Source organism: Nonomuraea sp. NPDC004702 (assembly GCF_053601695.1).
Genome location: NZ_JBSGCE010000038.1, coordinates 41,219 through 58,773 on the forward strand (window position 1 = coordinate 41,219; position 17,555 = coordinate 58,773).

Sequence of the window (17,555 nt, forward strand, 5' to 3'; positions counted from 1 at the left end):
TCACGTCGGGGGGCGATTGCTCCCAGACAATACGATCACGGCCCTCCGGCCAACCCCGCCGGACGAACCGGCGGGGCGGCGCGGAGCGACACAGCCTGTCGGGCGCGTTGGAGGTCAGCGGTCCTCGTGGACGCGGCCGAACTCGACCGCGGGCGCGCTGCCGGCGAAGTTGCGGTCCACCTCGGCCCGCTCGGCCACGCTGGGGGTGGCGTTCGTGCAGCTCACGGGGGCGCTGGAGCCGGACATCAGGTCGCCGCAGAGCCCGGTGCGCCGGTCCGGCAGGCCGAGGATGTGGCCGATCTCGTGGGTGGCGATCCGCAGCGGGTAGTAGCCCTGGTTGACCGCCTGGCGGCCCATCCAGATCGTGCCGCGGCCGAGGCTGGTGGGCAGCGTCCTGGGCCAGTTGTTGTCGGCCAGGACGACGAAGCTGGCGGGCGTGCCCTGCATGAGCCGGACGTTCACCACGTTCGCGTTCCAGACCTGGGCGGCCTGGTCGATCACGGTGACGAACTCCGCCGACCGGGAGGCGTCGTACCGCAGCACCCGGACCAGCACGGCGGCCTGGGCCGGGGAGGTGACCAGCAGGAAGGAGAGGGCGAGGACGACGGAGAGCGTGACACGGAGAGACCTTGACACGGATCCTCCTCCAGAAGTTGGGGGGTCCTGTCACGGTAGGCGCGCAGCCAGGGGTGCGAAAAGTAGCTATTAGTGCATATTGCCGCGATATGCCGACGACGGTGCCGGCTTGTTGATCCGAGCGATACTGAGCGGTTTGCGCGCATAAAAGGAAGATTGTCCTGAGTTGATCAGGGCAGTGGGGCCGGGATGTCCACCCCCGATCTCGTCCTGGCCCTCGGCGGCGCCGCCGCGCTGCTCGCCGCCGTCCTGCCCGGCCTGCTCGCCCGCCGGGCCTTCTCCCCTCCCCTGGTCTACCTGCTCGGCGGCATGGGGCTGTACCTGCTGCCGATCGGGCTGCCCGAGCCCGATCCCGTCGCCCACCGGGCGGCCGTCGAGCACATCACCGAAATCTGCGTGCTGGTCTCGCTCATGGGCGCGGGGCTGGCGCTCAACCGGCGGATCGGGTTGCGGAGCTGGTCGACGACCTGGCGGCTGCTCGGCTGGGCGATGCCGCTGACCGTCGCCGGGGTCACGGCGGCGGCCACCGGCGTGCTGGGCTGGCCCGTCGCCGCCGCGCTGCTGCTGGGGGCCGTGCTCGCGCCGACCGACCCGGTGCTCGCCTCCGACGTCAGCGTGGGCGAGCCCGCCGACGCCGAGAACGCCGACGACGAGGTCCGCTTCGCCCTCACCTCGGAGGCGGGCCTGAACGACGGGCTGGCCTTCCCCATCGTGTACGCCGCCATCGCCCTGGCCACCGCCGGCGGCCTGGGCTGGACGGGCGAGTGGGCGCTGACGGACGTGCTCTACCGGATCGTCGCCGGGGTCGTCTGCGGCCTGCTGATCGGCCGCCTGCTCGGCCGGCTGTTCTTCCACTCCCCCGCCGAGGAGCTGCGCCTGGCCGAGCGCCGCGACGGCTTCGTCGCCCTGGGCGCCACCCTGCTCGCCTACGGGGTCACCGAGCTGGTCAGCGGCTACGGCTTCATCGCCGTGTTCGTCGCCGCCTGCGCCATCCGCCGGGTCGAGCACGGACACGGCTACAACAACGTCCTGCACGGCTTCGTCGAGCAGCTCGAACGGCTCTTCACCTCCTGGCTGCTGCTCCTGCTCGGCGGATTCGTCGCCGCCGGCGGCCTGGCCCCGCTCACCTGGCGCGGCGCCCTCGTCGGGGTGCTGCTGATCCTGGTCATCCGGCCGCTGGCGGGCTGGCTCTCCCAGGTCCGTGGCCCGGCCGGCCCCCGCGAGCGCCGGGTCATCTCGCTGTTCGGGATCCGGGGGGTGGGGTCGCTGTTCTACCTGGCGTACGCGCTGGGCCACGCCGACTTCGGCGTGCCGCCCGAGGAGCTGTGGGCGGTGACGGCCTTCACCGTGGTGCTCTCGGTCGTCCTGCACGGCATCACCGCGACCCCGGCCATGGCCCGCCTCGACGCCCTCCGCGAGCGCCTGACCACGGGCGCCCGGGGGTAGGACGCGGCCTCGCGGAGAGGGGGCCGCGAGGCCGCGTCGCCATCCGGCTACCGCAGGACGGACGTCCACCCGGGGCGGCCGGGCAGCGGGCTCGGGCCCGGGACCCGCCTGAGCGCCGTCTCGTCCGGCGGGACGGCCGGGCAGCGGGCGCCCTGGGCGGGCAGGTCACGGGAGAGCAGGTAGCGGTCGAAGGCGGCCGTCGTGCACTCGCCGCGCCCGTAGATGCCGTGCCCCCACCCTTCGTAGGTCAGCAACCGGGCCTGCCGGCCGGCCTGCAGCGCCGTGGAGGCCGCCCACACGTACGGCGTGGCCGGGTCGTGCAGGGCGTTGCCGAGCAGCAGCGCCGGCGAGCCGTCCACCCTGAGCCGGTGCTGCCGGTTGGGCGTGGCCGTGCCCTGGCAGGCCAGCGCGAGCGGGTGCGCCGCGGCGCTGACCAGCATGTCCGGCGCGAGGGCCGCCGACCTGCGGAGCAGCCGGTCCCAGTCGCGGTAGCCGCGGACGGGCAGCGCGTAGTCCTGGCAGAAGACGAAGCTCGCGTCGTTGACGGTCTCCCCGGCGGCCCGGACGGGCGGCGCGAAGAGCGGGCTGACCGGGCCGGCGCCGCTCTCCATGGCGGCCAGCAGCTGGGCGAGCTGGCTCCAGGCCGGGCCGTAGAACGCGCCGAAGGCCAGGCCGATGAGGTCGAGCCTGCGCAGCTTGACGTCCGGCTGCCCGGGGAAGGTCAGCTCGCCCCGGTCGGCCCTGGCCAGCAGCTCGTGCCACACCGCGCGGACGTCCCTGCCGTGCAGCGCGCACGAGTCGGTCCGGCCGCACCAGGCCACGAACTCGTTGAAGGAGTCCTGGGAGGTCCAGGCCTCGGTGTCCAGGAACGCCTGGGTGCCCAGGCTGTGGTCCATGTTGCTGTCCAGCGCGAGGGCGCGGACGCGGCGCGGGTAGCGTTCGGCGTAGAGCTGGCCGATCAGGGTGCCGTACGAGACGCCGTAGTAGGTCAGCTTGTCGTCGCCGAGGGCGGCGCGCAGGGCGTCGAGGTCGCGGATCACGTACCCGGTGTGGACGTTGTCGAACAGCGGGCCGGTGCGCCGGCGGCAGTCCTCGCCGTAGCGCCGGTTGAAGGCGAGCAGGGCGTCCCAGCCGGCCTGGTCCTTGATCGACAGCGGGTCGGGCGCCTGCTGGGCGAGCTCCAGCGAGCAGGTGACGGGATGGCTGCGGCCCACGCCGCGCGGGTCGAAGCCGACCACGTCGAAGCGGCTGGTGATCTCGGGGGTGAAGCTGAGCCAGTTGTTCACCACGGCGTCCACGCCGGAGCCGCCGGGGCCGCCGGGGTTGATCACCAGCGACCCGATGCGGGCGGCCGGGTCGCTCGCCCGGCGCCGGGCGAGGGCCAGCTCGAAGGTCCCGGCGCGCGGGTCGTTCCAGTCGACCGGCACGGTCAGCGTCCCGCAGTCGGCCGCGGGGTCCTCCGCGCACGGCGCCCACCGCACGGCCGGGGCGGCTGTGGCACCGGTGGTGGCGGCGGCCGCGGGGACCGGCGCGAGCGGCGCGGCGAGGGCCGATAAGAGGGTGAGGATCAGGACTGGTCTTCGCATCGCGACTCCAATCGTTCGGGGACCTGATCATCGATCAGTTCCTCCGACAAGACCATCCGACTGGAGGAGGAGACCGGAGTCATCCCTGAGGACCTTCCGCTCGGCGGCCCCTCCGGCCACCGCCTGGTACCTGGCCTGGACCCGCCGCGCCCCTCGTCAGGTCACCACGACCACATGCCGACGCGTACGTCCACGCCCGGTGAGGCGTGCAGGAGGGGCGGGCCGGCCGGGCCGGGCAGGCCGGCGGCCCGCAGCAGGTCCTGGTCGAGGCCGGTCAGCTCGACGTGCTGCAGCGGCCACGGCGGGTGCTCGACCTCGGCCGCGGCCAGCCGGCCCGCCACCCGGGTGAACAGCCGGTGGCGGGCGGTCAGGAAGTGCGCGAGCTCGTCCTGCTCGTCCTCCCGCAGGACGCCGCCCACCTCCGCCTCGACGTCGCACCGCACGCCCCGCGTCCCCGGCCACAGCCGGCGGCAGCGGTAGCGGCGGCGCTGCCGGTCGATCCGGACCGACATGTCGGACCAGTGGTAGGGCAGCCGGTAGCCGGAGCGTCCGCCGAGCGCGGCCAGGAGCCGTCCCGCGTCCAGGGACAGGAACCAGATGCCGGAACGGCCGCGCGCGTCCCGGACGTACGTGCGGCAGTTGGTCTCCGGGAACGCCGACAACCACGGCACGGCGGGCAGGCCGGGCACCCGTACGTCCTCCATGAGGAACGGCGTCACCCCCACCCACGCCGACCCGTCCATGGTCTCGACGGCGAGCTCGTCCGGCACCAGCTCGCGGACCACTTCGACGGGGTAGCGCCAGTGCAGGAACGTGATGTGCGCCCACCGGTGGCACATCACCGGCAGCGCCACGCGCGGCGACGGCGGCGCCTTCACGCGCTGCGGCGGTGCTCGGCGAGGACCCGGCCGTCGCGCCGGATCCGGGCGGCCCGGTAGGGCGGGACCGGCCGGGTGACGCACGCCCGCGCGGCCGACTCGGCCTCCGCCTGGTCGATCCCCCAGCCGATGGTGTGCCAGCGGTCGCCCGCCGCGTCCAGGGCGGTGATCTCGTAGAGCTGTCGCGCCGGACGCGGGGTGCAAGGGGTGTGGCGGTGCTCCATCCAAGTCTCCTCACGACGGGGGCGGACCGCCGCCTGCCCTACCCGGGGCTTCCCGGCTCAATCTTCACCCGATCCCGCAGGCTTCCGGTCGTCCGCGGGACAGGCGTGCCGCGTCTCCTTCCGGGTAGCCCACGCCCCGACGCAAGGAGGAACCATGACCGCAGCCGCCCCCGAGACGACGGGCAAGACGGCCCTGGCGCTGCCCGGCACGGCCCTGGGGGTGGGATTGGGCGGTTTCGTGGACGGCATCCTGCTGCACCAGGTCCTCCAGTGGCACCACATGCTGAGCAGCACCGGCGCCGACAACCTCGGCCTGCGCCCCTACCCCGTGAACACCGTCCCGGGGCTGCGCATGAACACCCTGTGGGACGGGCTGTTCCACACCTTCACCTGGCTCGCGGTGCTGGTCGGGCTCGGCCTGCTCTACTCCCGCGTCACCACCTCGCGCGGCCGGGTCTGGCAGTCGCGCACGCTCTGGGGCTGGATCGTCACCGGCTGGGGCCTGTTCAACCTGGTGGAAGGCCTGATCGACCACCACCTGCTGGGCATCCACCACGTGCGCACCGGGCCGTACCAGCTCTGGTGGGACCTGGGCTTCCTGGTCCTGGGCGGGCTGCTCGTGCTCGGCGGCTGGATGCTGCGACGCGGCGGCGGACGCCTGGACCTGTGCGCCGGCCACGAGCGGACCACGAGGACATGACGGGCCACGACCATCACGGCGGCGCGTCGGCGCCGGTCCTGCTGCTCGCGGCCCTGAGCGCGGCCGGCTACCTGGTGCTGGCCGGACGCGCGAGCCCCTGGAAGAGGCGGCGCCCGGTCGCGTTCCTCGCCGGACTCGCGCTGGCGGCGGTGGCCCTCACCGGGCCGGTCGCCGCGTGGGCCGCCGCCGACTTCCGTGGTCACATGCTCCAGCACCTGCTCATCGGCATGCTGGCCCCGCTCTGCCTGGTGCTCGGCGCGCCGATGACGCTGCTGCTGCGCTGCCTGCCCGCCGCCCACGCCCGCCGGCTCGGCGGGTTCCTGCGCGGCCGGGCGGCGCACTTCGTCGCCCACCCGGTCACCGCGCTGGTGCTGAGCGTGGGCGGCATGGTGGTTCTGTACTGCACCCCGCTGTACGACCTGGCCACCGGCGACCCCTGGCTGCATGCGGCCCTCCACGCGCACTTCCTGCTGTCCGGCTGCCTGTTCGCCTGGGCGATCGCCGGGCCGGACCCCGCGCCGCGCCGCCCTTCGGTGCCGGCCCGGCTGGTGGTGCTCGGCGTGGCGATCGCGGTGCACAGCGGGCTGTCCCAGCTCATGTACGCCGGGATCGGCGTGGACCTGCCCGTGCCGGCGGACCAGCGGCGCGGCGCGGCCGAGATCATGTACTACGGCGGCGACATCGCCGAGTTGCTGCTCGCCGTGGCCCTCGCGACCGGCTGGCGCCCGGTGCGGCCCCGGGCACGGGTGACGGGAAGGGCGTAGGCGAGAGAACCTGGGGACGAGGACGGCGAGAGGGATCGGTGCACATGCCTGAGTGGCTGGAGGCGGGGACGTGGGGGCTGGTCGCCGGAGGCGCGCTGGTCCTCGGCGCGGCCGTGGCGATGCTGGTGCGGGTCCCGGCGCGGGCGATCGCCGCCGTCATGGCCTTCGGCGCCGGGGTGCTGATCTCGGCGCTCTCCTTCGAGCTGCTGGACGAGGCCGAACGGTCGGGCGGGCTGCTGCCCACCGCCGTCGGCTTCCTGGCGGGAGCCTGCGCGTACGTGGCGGCCAACGCGATCCTGGCGCGGCACGGCGCCCGGCACCGCAAACGCTCCGGCGACCAGCAGCCCAGCGAGGCCGACGCGCAGGGCAGCGGCGCGGCCATCGCCGTCGGCGCGCTGCTCGACGGCATCCCGGAGTCGGTGGTGCTCGGGCTGTCCCTGCTGCACGGCGGCGAGATCGGCCTCGCCGTCGTGGCGGCGGTGTTCGTCTCCAACGTCCCCGAGGGCCTGTCCAGCGCCGCCGGCATGCGACGGGCCGGGCGCAGCCCCGCGTACGTGTTCGGCGTCTGGGGCGGCATCGCCGTGGTCAGCGGCGTGGCGGCCATGATCGGCTACCTGACCCTCCGGTCGGCCTCCCCCGAGGCGATCGCGCTGATCACCGCGATCGCGGCCGGCGCCATCCTGGCCATGGTGGCCGACACCATGATCCCGGAGGCGTTCGAGCAGGCGCACGTCCTCACCGGGCTGATCACCACCGTGGGCTTCCTGTCCGCCTTCGCCATCGAGCGCCTGGCCTCCTGACGGCGAGCGCGGCTCACGGCCGGCCGGCGGTCCAGGGGCCCGGAGGGAGGTGGACCGTCATGATCACGTCGCAGGTGCCGTCGCCCTCGCCTCGGTAGCCGTGCGGGGCGTCGCCGTCGAAGGTGGCGGTCTGGCCCGCCTCGACGGGGTGCTCGGCGCCGTCGAGGACGAGCGTCATCCGCCCGGAGACGACGCTGAGGGTCTCCACCACCCCGGCCTGGTGGGGCTGGCTGGGGTACTCCTCGCCGGGTTCCAGCCGCCAGCGCCAGACCTCGACGGGGGCCGGGCCGGTGGTGGTCAGCATGAGCCGGGCCTGGCCGCCGCGCGGCCCGGTCCACAAGGGGGCCACCGCGTCGGCGGCCACCACGCGCAGGCGGCCCTCCGGCGGCCCCTGCATCAGGGCGGAGACCGAGATGCCGAGGGTGTCGGCCAGCCGGACCAGCGTGGCCAGGTTGGGGTTGCCCTGCGCCTTCTCCAGCGCCACCAGCGCGCCCTTGCTGACCTGGGCGCGCCGGCCGAGCTCCTCCAGGGACAGGCCGGCGCGGGTGCGGGCGGCCTTGACGTTGTGGGCGACCGTGCGCAGGGCGCTGGCCGGCTCGGCCATCTGTTCACCTTCCTCGCGGGGCGGACCGGTCGAATGTACTGCGCGGTCGGTCCGTTGTGCTCCGGTAGTCATTCTAATGTACTCTTTGGTCGTTCCGCTGAATGTCCGGGAGGTGTCGTGATCGCTCTGCTGCTGGCCCTGGGCAGCTCGCTCGCCTACGGCTGCGCCGACTTCCTCGGCGGCCTGGGCGCCCGCAGGGCCCACGTGCTGCGTACCGTGATGGTCGCGGCCCCGGCCAGCCTCGTGGTCGAGCTGCTGCTGTGGCCGATGCTCGGCGCGTCGTTCAGCCCCGCCGCGCTCGGCTGGGGCGCGGCCTCGGGCGTCGCCTCGGCGGCCGTGTTCGCCCTGCTCTACCGCACGCTGGCGATCGGCCCGATGAACGTGCTGTCGCCGGTGACCGCGCTGGTGTCGGCCGCGCTGCCCGTCGCCGTGGGGCTGCTCCAGGGCGAGCACCTGTCGGCCGCCGGGCTGGTGGGGCTGCCGCTCGCGCTGGTGGCGGTCGTCCTGGTCAGCGCGGGGCACGGCGCGGGGTCGGCGCGTCCGTCGCGGACGGCGCTGCTGCTGGCCTTCGGCGCCGGGTCGGCGATCGCCCTCCAGCTCGTCTTCCTGCACCAGGCGCCGTCCGACAGCGGGGTGGCGCCGTTGATCGTGGGGCGGGCGGTCTCCTCGGCCGTCACCCTGACCGCGGCCGGGCTGCTGCGCCGCCGGCTGGGCCCCGAGCGGCCCGCGTACGCGCTGTCGGCGGGCGCGGGCGTGCTGGACTCGGTGGCCAACCTGCTGTTCCTGCTCGCGGCCCGCAGCGGCGACCTGGCCGTGGTGGCCGTGGTGACCGCCCTCTACCCGGCCGGCACGGTGCTGCTCGCCCGCGGCGTGCTCGCCGAGCGCATCCACCGCGGCCAGCTCGTCGGCCTGGGCGCCGCGGCCCTCGCCGTCAGCCTCCTCGCCCTGCCCTGAACCCTGCCCCAAGCCCTGCCCGGCCGGGGGCGCGCGGCGTCAGGAACGCGCGGCGGCGACCACGGCGACGGACAGCGGGACCACCGCCCACGCGCCGAGCACGGCGAACGCCGCCCAGGTCGGCATGACGTCCGGCACCTGCTCGATCAGCTGGAGGGCCGGGTACCCGGGCAGGACCCGGTTGACCACGTCGCCGCCCGGCAGCACGCGGGCGGCGAACGGCGCCACCAGGACGATCACCACCAGCGCCGCCGTCGCCACCGCGCCGTTGCGCAGGACCGTGCCGAGCGCCAGCCCGAGCAGGGTGGCCACGACGATCATGAGCGTGCCGCCGGCGACGACCGTCCAGGCCCCGGCGGGCAGCGACGACGGGTGGAACTCCGCGGCGACGAACCGCCCGTAGAGGTAGCCGGGCACCGCGATGAGCAGCGAGCCCGCCACCGCGACGCCGCCCAGGACGACCGCCTTGGCCACCAGCACGCGCACCCTCGACGGCATCGCCACGAACGTCACGTCGATCATGCCGGACGTGTGCTCGCCGCTGGCGGTCATCGCGCCCAGCATGCCGAGCGGGAGCTGGGCCAGGACCACCCCCACGTACACGGCGACCACGACCCCCATGGCCGCCTGGTCCCCCGTGCGGCCCGGGTCCCAGCGCGAGATGACGGTGGCGGCGCCGAGCACGGTGAGCGCGAGCGACACCAGCACCCCGACGCCGAGCGCCCACCAGGTGGAACGCAGGGTCCGCAACTTGATCCACTCGGCCGCGAGCGCGTTCACCGCTCCCCCCTTCCGACGAGCTCCATGAACGTCTCCTCCAGCGAGCCGCCCGGCCCGACCAGCTCGCCGAGCGCGGCGTCGGCGCGCAGCCTGCCCCCCGCCAGGACGACGAGGTGGTCGGCCGTGACCGCCATCTCGCCGATGAGGTGGCTGGACACCAGCACGGTGCGCCCCTCGGCGGCCAGCGTCCTGAGCAGGCCGCGCATCCAGCGGATGCCCTCGGGGTCGAGCCCGTTGGCCGGCTCGTCGAGCACCAGCACCTCGGGGTCGCCGAGCAGCGCCGCGGCGAGGCCGAGCCGCTGCTTCATGCCCAGCGAGAACCCGCCGACGCGCCGGCCCGCCGATCCGCCGAGCCCCACGAGCTCCAGCAGGGGGCCGATGCGGGCCCGGTCGAGGCCGTTGGAGCGGGCCAGCCACCACAGGTGCTGTTCCGCGCGCCGCCCGCCCTGCACGGCGGAGGCGTCCAGCAGCGCGCCGACCTGGGTGAGGGGCCGGTCCAGCGCGCGGTAGGGCAGGCCGTTCACGGTGGCCCGTCCGGCGGTGGGCCGTTCGAGGCCGAGGAGCACGCGCATGGTGGTGGTCTTGCCGGCGCCGTTCGGGCCGAGGAAGCCGGTGATCCGGCCGGGCCGGACCGTGAAGGTGAGGTCCTGCACGGCCGGGGTCCGGCCGAAGCGTTTGGTGAGTCCGGTGACTTCGATCATGTTCCTCACCCTCCACGGCCCCCGGCCCGGCGCGCATCGGTCCTGGGACCGATACGGGCGGCGTGGCCGCCGGGTTAGGTTCGCACCGTGCGCCAACAGATCCGTCCGCCGCTGCTGAACCGGGTGCCCGCATGGGGCTGGATTTCCCTCGACGCCGTCGTCGCGCTGGTCGTCGCGCTCGGCTACGCCGGGCTCACCTCGTCGCGGAACCCGGCCGAGCCCGGTGTCCTGGACTTCGCGGCGGCGCTGGCGGCCGGGCTGCCCGTGGCGGTCAGGCGGTTGTGGCCGGGGCCGGTGTTCGTGGTCGTCCTGCTCGGCGGGCTGGGCATGCGGGAGTTCCTGCTTCCCCACGCCGAGCTGCTCTGCCTGCCGCTCGTGCTGTACACGCTGGCCACGCGGAGCAGGGCCGTGCTGCCGCTGCTGGTGGCGGGCGCGGTCGCCGCGCAGGGCGTGGCGGAGGTCCCCCTGACGGCCGCGGTCCGCGACCGGCTCGGGCTGGCGCTGGCGATCCTGCTCGCCGCGTGGGCCGCCGGCACGGCCGTACGCCAGCGCGGGCTCTACACCGGGCAGCTGGCCGCGCAGGCGGAGGAGCGGGCCCGTGCGGAGGCCGTCGCCGAGCGGCTGCGGATCGCCCGGGAGCTGCACGACGTCATCGGCCACAGCCTCAGCACGATCGCGGTGCAGGCGGGCGTGGCGGGACACGTGGGCGGGGCGGAGGAGATGAGCCGCACGCTCGCCTCGATCGAGGAGACCAGCAGGTCGGCCCTGCGGGAGACCAGGCAGCTGCTCGGCGTGCTGCGCGAGGACGACGCGGCCGAGCTGGCCCCGGCCCCCGGCCTGGCCGATCTCGACGCGCTCGTCGCGCGGACCAGGGCGGCGGGCCTGGAGGTGGAGCTGTCGATCGACGGCCCCGTGGACGGCGAGCTGGGGCCGACGGTCTACCGGATCGTCCAGGAGGCGCTGACCAACGTGCTCAAGCACGCCGGCGCCCGGCACGCCCTCGTCCGCATCGAACGCCTCCCGGACGCACTGACCGTGGAGGTCACCGACGACGGCACGCGCGGCCGGGCGCGGCCGTACGGGCACGGCCTGACCGGGTTGCGCGAGCGCGTGCGCGTCTTCGGGGGCGAGTTCGAGGCGGGCGTCCGTCCCGTGCGCGGTTTCCGGGTGAGGGCGAGGCTGCCGCTGTGATCAGGGTGCTGGTGGCCGACGACCAGGCGCTCATCAGGGCGAGCTTCCGGCGGCTGATCGACTCCACGCCGGGGTTCCAGGCGGTCGGCGAGGCCGCCACGGGCGCGCAGGCGGTGATGGCGGCCGGACGCGACCGTCCCGACCTGGTGCTGATGGACGTGCGCATGCCGGAGATGGACGGCATCGAGGCCACCCGCCGCATCTGCGCGGACCGGCCGGAGACGCGCGTGCTCATCGTGACCACCTTCGACCTCGACGACTACGTCTACGGGGCGCTCCGGGCGGGCGCGGCGGGCTTCCTGCTCAAGGACACGCCACCGGCCGAGCTGATCAGGAGCATGGCCGTGGTCGCGTCCGGCGAGTCGCTGCTGGCGCCGACCGCGACGCGGCGGCTGGTCGAGCGCTACGTGCGTCCCCCGTCCGGGGACGGCGGCCTGGACATCACCGAACGCGAGCGCGAAGTGCTCGTCCTGGTCGCCAGGGGCCTGTCGAACGCGGAGATCGCCGGCGCCCTGTTCGTCAGCATGAGCACGGTCAAGACGCACGTCAGCAGCCTGCTGACCAAACTCGGCGCCCGCACCCGCGTGCACCTGGTCATCGCCGCCTACGAGGCCCGCCTCGTGTGAGGCCCGCCGGTTCCGCTTGCGCGACTATTCATTGAATGTATAGTCGTGATCATGTCAACCGGTCACGTGCTGCTCGGCTTCCTCGCCGAGCGGCCGAAGCACGGGTACGAGCTCAAGAAAGAGCATGACCACCGTCTCGCCGGCGCCAAGCCCCTGGCGTACGGGCAGGTCTACGCCACGCTGCAACGCCTGGAACGCGACGGACTGGCGGAGGTGGCCGAGACGCGGCAGGAGGGCGGCCCCGAGCGCACCCTGTTCGCGATCACCGAGGCCGGCCGGGCGGAGCTGGAGCGGTGGCTGAACGCCGTCGAGCCGTCGGCGCCGTACGTCGCCAGTCCCCTGTTCGCCCGGGTCGCCGTCGCGGGGAAGGCCGCCGACGGCCACCTCCTGCGGCAACGCGAGGCCCATCTGGCCCGCATGCGGGAGCTGACCGCCGAGAAGGCGACCGGCTCGCCCGCCCAGGTGCTGGCGGCCGACTACGCGCTCCAGCACCTCGACGCCGACCTGCGCTGGATCGAGACCGCGCTCGCGCGGATGAAGGAGCACACCGATGCTTGAGGCCAGGGGCCTGAGCAAGTCGTTCGGCGGCACCAGGGCGCTGAACGGCGTCTCGCTCGCGATCGCGGAGGGCGAGATCGTGGCGATCACCGGTCCGAGCGGCGCGGGCAAGTCGACGTTGCTGCACTGCCTGGCCGGGGTCGTCCGGCCGGAGTCCGGCGAGGTCGTCCTCGACGGCACGCGCATCGACACGCTGCCCGAGGACGACCTGACCCGGCTGCGACGCCAGAGCTTCGGGGTCGTCTTCCAGTTCGGCGAGCTGGTGCCGGAGCTGACCGCGGCGGAGAACGTCGCGCTGCCGCTGCTGTTCGACCGGCACGGCAGGCAGGAGGCGATGACCGCCGCGGCCGAGTGGCTGGCCCGGCTGGAGGTGTCCGGCTGCGCCGGGCGGCGTGCCGGCGAGCTGTCCGGCGGGCAGCGGCAGCGGGTCGCCATCGCGCGGGCGCTGGTGACCGGCCCGCGCGTGGTGTTCGCCGACGAGCCCACCGGAGCCCTGGACACGCTCGGCGGCGAGCAGGTGATGGGCGCGCTGCTCGGCGCGGCCCGCGCCGGCCGGGCCGCCGTCGTCCTGGTCACCCACGACAACCGGGTGGCCGCCTACGCCGACCGCGAGATCGCCCTGCGTGACGGAGCGGTGCCGGCAGGGGTGGACCGGTGATCGCCGTACTGCTGATGTTGACCAGGGGGAGCTCGCGGGCCGAGCGCGTCCGCGCCTGGCTGGTGGGGACGGGCGCGGCGGCGGCGACGTTCCTGGTCTGCACGGCCGTCAGCCTGGCCGACTTCGAGGACGAGGGCGGCTCGCTGACCGGGCTCGGCCTGGCGCTGCTGGCCGTGCCGGTCGCCGGCCTGGTCCACCAGGCCAACCGGCTGGCCTCGGCCACCAGGGAACGACGACTGGCCGCCCTGCGGCTGGCGGGCGCGACGCCGGGCGACGTACGGCGGCTGGGCGCGCTGGAGGGCGGCCTGCTGGCGCTGGCCGGTTCGCTGACCGGCGGCGCGCTCTACGTCGTCACCCACCTCGGCGGGCCGCTGCCGCAGATCCCCGTGGTCGTCGCGCTGGTGACGCTCGGCGGGGTCCTGTCGGGGGCCCGCGCCGGTCGGCACGTCGTCGTCTCGCCGTTGGGAGCGACCCGCCGGGCGCGCGTGCGGGGGCCGCGCGTGCAGGACCTGCTCCTCCTCGCGGCGGGCGTCGGCCTCTTCGTTCTCGGAGCTTGGCTGAAGGGCCGCTTCCCCTTGGCCGGTCCGTACGGGGCCGCCTTGGCCATGGTGGCCGGGCTGGTCATGATGCTGTTCGGGCTGACCCTGGCCACGACCTGGCTGATCAGGGCCTACGCCCGCCGGGCCGGCCGGCGGGCCCGGTCGCCGGAGACGCTGCTGGCCGCGCGGCTGGTCGAGGCCGACCCCCGGGCGTGGGCCAGGGCCCTGTCCGTGGTGAGCCTGACGGTGTTCTTCGGCGCGGCGGCCGGGGCCCAGCAGGCCTCCGTCGGCTACTCCCAGGCCCACGCGCTGGTGGACGTCGCGCTCCTGCTGGCCCTGGCGACCTCGTCGATCGCCCTGGTGGTGCACCAGGCGGAGGAGCTGATCGACCGTCGCCGCTCGTTCGCCGCGCTGGCAGCCGCCGGGGTGCCGGAACGGGCGCTGGGCGGGGTGCTCGTGCGGCAGGCGGTCGTCGCCGCGCTGCCGGTCTGCGTGGTGGCGGCCGTCTCCGGGGTCGCCGTGGTGGTCCTCACCGTGGTGACCGTCTACCGCGTCGAGTCGCTGCCGTGGGCGCTGACCAGGGCCGTGCTCATGGCGGGCGTCGGGGTGCTGGCCGCCATGGTCGTCGCCCTGGCGGCCCGCCCCCTGCTGCGGGGCGCGCTGCGGTCCGGCACGCGGACGTGACCGGCGTCCGCTGACACCGCCCGCCCCCTGGCCGTCTACCGGTGAGCCGCCGCCTCCCGCCGGGGGGCGACCGGCTGCCTGAGCAGCGTCTTCGGGTCGGGGTCGGTGAACTCGGTCAGGTAGATCTCGTGGTGCAGCCCGTTGGGCACCAGCCCGTGCTCGGCCATGAACGCCTCCATCACCTCCAGCGACCTCTTCTCCTCGCTGTAGGGCCCCTCGTGCAGCAACTCCACGCACTCGCCCTCGGTGAAGGTGACGACCTGGACCCGGTCCACGGCGGCCCCCGACGGGCGGGCCCGCTCACGCGCCGCCTCAGCCGCCCCCGGCTCGGGCATCCCGGGCAACGGCAGCAGCAGGTGCCACCGCCACTGATCGCGCGGGGTCTCCAGCGGCGGCAGCGACGAGTCCTCCACCCACCACCGCCCCTCCAGCGGCCCGGCGGCGCCGCCCATGGCGGCGGCCACGGCGTACAGGGCGCCGATGGCCGACAGGTGCTCGGCGCCGCCGGGCTCTCCCATGCCCGTGACATTGAGACAGGTGACGGGATGGCAATGGACCAGTCGCGGGGTCATGGATCCTCCGGGTAGATCTGGGTGGAATCCCCCACAGCGTGGGGTCTCCCCGTGGGGGAGAGTCCAATCAGCGTCGGCCTGCACACGGCCGAGATCCCGGTCGCCGCCGCTTCCGCGCCAGCCTCCTCGCCGCACTCACTCCGACCTCTTATACACCGCGTATATACTCTCGAAGTATATTGCGATGCATGATCAAGCACCTCAGAACGAACCCGGTGGGCAGGACCGCGGCCGTCGCCGGGCTCGCCGCCGTCCTGGCCGCCGGGCTGGTCCACGGCTCGCCGGCGGCGGCGTCCGTGGCGGCGGCGTCGGCGGCGTCCGTGGCGTCGGCGGCGGCGCCCGCGCCCGCGACGTACCTGCCGGCCCCGACCGGCTCGCGGCCGGTCGGCACCACGTCCCTGTACCTGAAGGACACCTCGCGACCCGACCCGTGGGTCCCCTCGGTCAAGGCGCGCGAGCTGATGGTCTCGCTCTGGTACCCGGCCAGGTCGCCGGGCCGCCACCGCGCCCCGTACATGACGGCGAAGGCGTCGGAGCTGCTGCTCAAGGACGGCGGGATCACCCACCTCCCGGCCGACACCCTGAGCAGGACCCGGACCAACGCCTTCACCGACGCCCGCCCCGCCGGACGCCCCCGCAGCCTGCCCCTCGTCGTCCTGTCCCCCGGGCACAGCAAGCCCCGCACCGAGCTCACCGCCCTGGCCGAGGAGCTGGCCAGCCACGGGTACGTGGTGGCCGCCATCGACCACACCTACGAGAACGTCGCCACCTCCTTCCCGGACGGCCGGGTCACCACCTGCGTCACCTGCGAGATCGACGACAAGGGCCCGGCCTGGTGGGCGAAGCTGGAGCAGAGCCGGGCGGCCGACGTGTCCTTCGTGCTCGACCGGCTCACCGGCGCGCACGCGCCGTGGAAGGGGTCCCGCCTGATCGACCCGTCCAGGATCGCCATGGCCGGGCACTCGGTGGGCGGCGCCGCCACCGTCGCCTCGATCGCGGCCGACACCCGGCTGCGCGCCGGCATCGACCTCGACGGCAGCGTGGAGACGACGCTCCCGGAGGCCGGGACGTCCCGGCCGTTCCTGTTCCTGGGCAAACCGGCCACGTACACGCCGGGCACGGGCAAGCCGGCCGCCACGTGGGAGCGCGTCTGGGCGCGGCTGACCGGATGGAAGCGCTGGCTGCTGCTGACGGGGGCCGCGCACACGTCCTTCACCGACCTGGGCGTCCTGATGGACCAGGTCGGCATCGAGGACGGCGCCGCCGTGCCCGGCGCCCGCGCACTCGGCGTCACCCGCGCCTACGTCACCGCCTTCTTCGACCGGCACCTGCGCGGTCAGCCCCGGCCCCTGCTGGACCAGCCGTCGGCCGACGTCCCCGAGGTCAGGTTCTGCAGCCCGGAGGACAAGACCTGCGAGTGACCCGGGGCGGTCTGTACGCGGGGCCGTTCCGGCGGGCATGATGAACAACCATCGGTCCGTCTCCTTGGAGCGTCCATGGATCGTCTGTTCGTGCGGCTGGCCCTCTACGTGGTCAGGTTCGCCGGGGCCGTCGCGGGGGTGTGGGGGGTCGCCTACGCCGTCAACGGCGCCACGCAGGCCGGCGGGGAGATGGTCGTTCGCGTCGTCCCCCGCTTCGAGGCCGCCGACCGGCTCGGGCTGAGCGGGGTGAAGCTGCCCCGCGGCCTCTCCCTGGGAGACGGGGAGCTGCCGCTGCGGGTCTGGGACTCGACGGCGGCCGAGCAGGTGCTCTACCGGGCGGACGTGCTGGTGGGCGGCCTGTGCGCGCTCGTCGCCGCCCTCCTGGTCGGAGGGCTGCTGACGTCGGTGTTCGAGGGTGAGCCGTACCGCCGCGGCAACGCGGCGCGGGTCGCCTGGCTCGCCGTCCTCGCGCTCGTCTCGGGAGCGGCCCAGGCGCTGCCCGCGCTCGCGGTGGCCGCCGTGCTCGACCGCGCGGGGGCGGGCGGGACGTTCGGGCCGCCGTCCGGGCTGTCGTGGCCGCCGTTCGCGGGCGCGGCGCTGCTGGCGGCGCTGGCCCTGGCGCTGCGGGCCGGACGCCGGGCCCGCGCCGACGTCACGTCCGCCACATAGTGTCGCGATCATGACGATCGAACTGCGCGCCGTCCGCGAGGACGACCTGGCGTTCCTGACCCGGCTGATCGGCGACCCGGACGGCAGCGGCGAGTACCAGTGGTACGGCTGGCAGGACCCCCACCGCCTGCGCCGCCTCTGGGAGGAGAACGGGATGCTCGGCGAGGACGGCGGCATGCTCGTGATCGCCTCCGGCGAGGACCGGGCGGGCCTCGTGTCGTGGCGCAGGCAGCTCACCTCCCGGGTGTCGTACTGCTGGGAGATGGGCCTCATCGTGGCGCCCGGCTTCCGCGGCAAGGGGCACGGGACGCGGGCGCAGCGGCTGCTGGCGCGCTACCTGTTCGACCACTCGCCGGTCAACCGGGTGCAGGCGACCACCGAGCTCGGCAACGTGGCCGAGCAGCGGGCGCTGGAGAAGGCCGGTTTCACCCGGGAGGGCGTGCTGCGCGGCTGCGGCTTCCGCGCCGGCGAGTGGCGTGACGGCGTGATGTACGGGATCGTCCGCGCCGACCTCGACCGGGCCCCGGCGCCTCCGGGCGCCTGACCAGCGGCGGCGCGGACCCC

General features: G+C 74.7%; 21 protein-coding genes. 13 read left to right on the top strand and 8 right to left on the bottom strand.

Translation table 11 applies throughout. The features are described 5' to 3' along the window. Window positions 1-114: 114 nt before the first annotated feature. Window positions 115-636 carry a snapalysin family zinc-dependent metalloprotease gene (locus ACWEJ6_RS35945; RefSeq protein ID WP_364334489.1) on the bottom strand — a complete coding sequence of 174 codons (522 nt, stop codon included), beginning with the start codon at window positions 634-636 and terminating at the stop codon, window positions 115-117. Between the two features lie 189 nt (window positions 637-825). On the opposite strand from ACWEJ6_RS35945, the gene ACWEJ6_RS35950 reads away from it, so the two are divergent. Beyond that, window positions 826-2,082, top strand: coding sequence for a cation:proton antiporter (locus ACWEJ6_RS35950; RefSeq protein ID WP_452429577.1), 1,257 nt, complete (start codon window positions 826-828; stop codon window positions 2,080-2,082). A gap of 47 nt (window positions 2,083-2,129) precedes the next feature. Here the strand turns inward: ACWEJ6_RS35950 and ACWEJ6_RS35955 are convergent, their stop codons facing one another. The 3 genes from ACWEJ6_RS35955 to ACWEJ6_RS35965 form a co-directional block, all read right to left on the bottom strand. Then, window positions 2,130-3,668 carry an alpha/beta fold hydrolase gene (locus ACWEJ6_RS35955; RefSeq protein WP_452429579.1) on the bottom strand — a complete coding sequence of 513 codons (1,539 nt, stop codon included), beginning with the start codon at window positions 3,666-3,668 and terminating at the stop codon, window positions 2,130-2,132. A 161-nt stretch (window positions 3,669-3,829) separates the two neighbouring features. Beyond that, the gene (locus tag ACWEJ6_RS35960; RefSeq protein ID WP_452429581.1) at window positions 3,830-4,546 is read right to left on the bottom strand and encodes a YqjF family protein; all 717 of its coding nucleotides are present in this window, start codon (window positions 4,544-4,546) and stop codon (window positions 3,830-3,832) included. Then, the gene (locus ACWEJ6_RS35965) at window positions 4,543-4,770 is read right to left on the bottom strand and encodes a hypothetical protein (protein ID WP_387670264.1); all 228 of its coding nucleotides are present in this window, start codon (window positions 4,768-4,770) and stop codon (window positions 4,543-4,545) included. The genes ACWEJ6_RS35960 and ACWEJ6_RS35965 overlap by 4 nt, the downstream gene beginning before the upstream one ends. Window positions 4,771-4,924: 154 nt before the next feature. Between ACWEJ6_RS35965 and ACWEJ6_RS35970 the strand changes: the two genes are divergently transcribed. The 3 genes from ACWEJ6_RS35970 to ACWEJ6_RS35980 are packed head-to-tail and all read left to right on the top strand — an operon-like array spanning window position 4,925 to window position 7,034. After that, window positions 4,925-5,470 (top strand): DUF2243 domain-containing protein, encoded by a 546-nt coding sequence (locus ACWEJ6_RS35970; protein WP_452429584.1) that lies wholly within the window; start codon window positions 4,925-4,927, stop codon window positions 5,468-5,470. After that, a complete protein-coding gene (locus ACWEJ6_RS35975; protein ID WP_452429586.1) occupies window positions 5,467-6,234 on the top strand; it encodes a cytochrome c oxidase assembly protein in 768 nt (255 codons plus the stop codon). The genes ACWEJ6_RS35970 and ACWEJ6_RS35975 overlap by 4 nt, the downstream gene beginning before the upstream one ends. Window positions 6,235-6,278: 44 nt before the next feature. Continuing rightward, window positions 6,279-7,034 carry a ZIP family metal transporter gene (locus tag ACWEJ6_RS35980; protein WP_358293573.1) on the top strand — a complete coding sequence of 252 codons (756 nt, stop codon included), beginning with the start codon at window positions 6,279-6,281 and terminating at the stop codon, window positions 7,032-7,034. A 13-nt stretch (window positions 7,035-7,047) separates the two neighbouring features. Here ACWEJ6_RS35980 and ACWEJ6_RS35985 read toward each other — a convergent pair whose 3' ends face one another. Continuing rightward, a complete protein-coding gene (locus ACWEJ6_RS35985; RefSeq protein WP_452429588.1) occupies window positions 7,048-7,638 on the bottom strand; it encodes a helix-turn-helix domain-containing protein in 591 nt (196 codons plus the stop codon). A gap of 117 nt (window positions 7,639-7,755) precedes the next feature. Here ACWEJ6_RS35985 and ACWEJ6_RS35990 point away from each other — a divergent pair, with 117 nt between their 5' ends. Further along, a complete protein-coding gene (locus ACWEJ6_RS35990; RefSeq protein ID WP_452429590.1) occupies window positions 7,756-8,592 on the top strand; it encodes an EamA family transporter in 837 nt (278 codons plus the stop codon). 39 nt (window positions 8,593-8,631) lie between these two features. Here ACWEJ6_RS35990 and ACWEJ6_RS35995 read toward each other — a convergent pair whose 3' ends face one another. Together ACWEJ6_RS35995 and ACWEJ6_RS36000 are read right to left on the bottom strand one after the other, a co-directional pair. Then, window positions 8,632-9,372 (bottom strand): ABC transporter permease, encoded by a 741-nt coding sequence (locus ACWEJ6_RS35995; RefSeq protein WP_452429592.1) that lies wholly within the window; start codon window positions 9,370-9,372, stop codon window positions 8,632-8,634. Beyond that, complete coding sequence (locus ACWEJ6_RS36000; RefSeq protein WP_452429594.1) at window positions 9,369-10,073, bottom strand: ABC transporter ATP-binding protein; 705 nt, start codon at window positions 10,071-10,073, stop codon at window positions 9,369-9,371. The genes ACWEJ6_RS35995 and ACWEJ6_RS36000 overlap by 4 nt, the downstream gene beginning before the upstream one ends. A gap of 87 nt (window positions 10,074-10,160) precedes the next feature. Between ACWEJ6_RS36000 and ACWEJ6_RS36005 the strand changes: the two genes are divergently transcribed. From ACWEJ6_RS36005 to ACWEJ6_RS36025, 5 genes are read left to right on the top strand one after another with little or no spacing between them, the layout of a single operon-like run. Then, window positions 10,161-11,264, top strand: a complete 1,104-nt coding sequence (locus ACWEJ6_RS36005) for a sensor histidine kinase (protein WP_452429596.1) — start codon at window positions 10,161-10,163, stop codon at window positions 11,262-11,264. Further along, entirely contained in the window at window positions 11,261-11,890 is a 630-nt protein-coding gene (locus tag ACWEJ6_RS36010) for a response regulator (protein WP_452429599.1), read from the top strand. Before ACWEJ6_RS36005 ends, ACWEJ6_RS36010 begins: the two co-directional genes overlap by 4 nt. Before the next feature lie 51 nt (window positions 11,891-11,941). Next, window positions 11,942-12,448: a PadR family transcriptional regulator gene (locus tag ACWEJ6_RS36015; RefSeq protein ID WP_452429601.1), complete on the top strand. Its 507-nt coding sequence runs from the start codon at window positions 11,942-11,944 to the stop codon at window positions 12,446-12,448. Next, window positions 12,441-13,106, top strand: coding sequence for an ABC transporter ATP-binding protein (locus tag ACWEJ6_RS36020; RefSeq protein ID WP_452429603.1), 666 nt, complete (start codon window positions 12,441-12,443; stop codon window positions 13,104-13,106). The genes ACWEJ6_RS36015 and ACWEJ6_RS36020 overlap by 8 nt, the downstream gene beginning before the upstream one ends. Further along, window positions 13,103-14,329 carry an FtsX-like permease family protein gene (locus ACWEJ6_RS36025; RefSeq protein ID WP_452429605.1) on the top strand — a complete coding sequence of 409 codons (1,227 nt, stop codon included), beginning with the start codon at window positions 13,103-13,105 and terminating at the stop codon, window positions 14,327-14,329. Before ACWEJ6_RS36020 ends, ACWEJ6_RS36025 begins: the two co-directional genes overlap by 4 nt. Before the next feature lie 35 nt (window positions 14,330-14,364). Here the strand turns inward: ACWEJ6_RS36025 and ACWEJ6_RS36030 are convergent, their stop codons facing one another. Next, a complete protein-coding gene (locus ACWEJ6_RS36030; protein ID WP_452429607.1) occupies window positions 14,365-14,847 on the bottom strand; it encodes a hypothetical protein in 483 nt (160 codons plus the stop codon). A gap of 242 nt (window positions 14,848-15,089) precedes the next feature. Between ACWEJ6_RS36030 and ACWEJ6_RS36035 the strand changes: the two genes are divergently transcribed. The 3 genes from ACWEJ6_RS36035 to ACWEJ6_RS36045 all read left to right on the top strand — a co-directional run bounded on the left by ACWEJ6_RS36035 (window position 15,090) and on the right by ACWEJ6_RS36045 (window position 17,535). Further along, window positions 15,090-16,322 (top strand): alpha/beta hydrolase family protein, encoded by a 1,233-nt coding sequence (locus tag ACWEJ6_RS36035; protein ID WP_452429609.1) that lies wholly within the window; start codon window positions 15,090-15,092, stop codon window positions 16,320-16,322. Window positions 16,323-16,397: 75 nt separating this feature from the next. Then, window positions 16,398-16,991, top strand: a complete 594-nt coding sequence (locus ACWEJ6_RS36040) for a hypothetical protein (protein WP_452429611.1) — start codon at window positions 16,398-16,400, stop codon at window positions 16,989-16,991. 10 nt (window positions 16,992-17,001) lie between these two features. Beyond that, complete coding sequence (locus tag ACWEJ6_RS36045) at window positions 17,002-17,535, top strand: GNAT family N-acetyltransferase (RefSeq protein WP_452429613.1); 534 nt, start codon at window positions 17,002-17,004, stop codon at window positions 17,533-17,535. The last annotated feature ends 20 nt before the right edge of the window (window positions 17,536-17,555 follow it).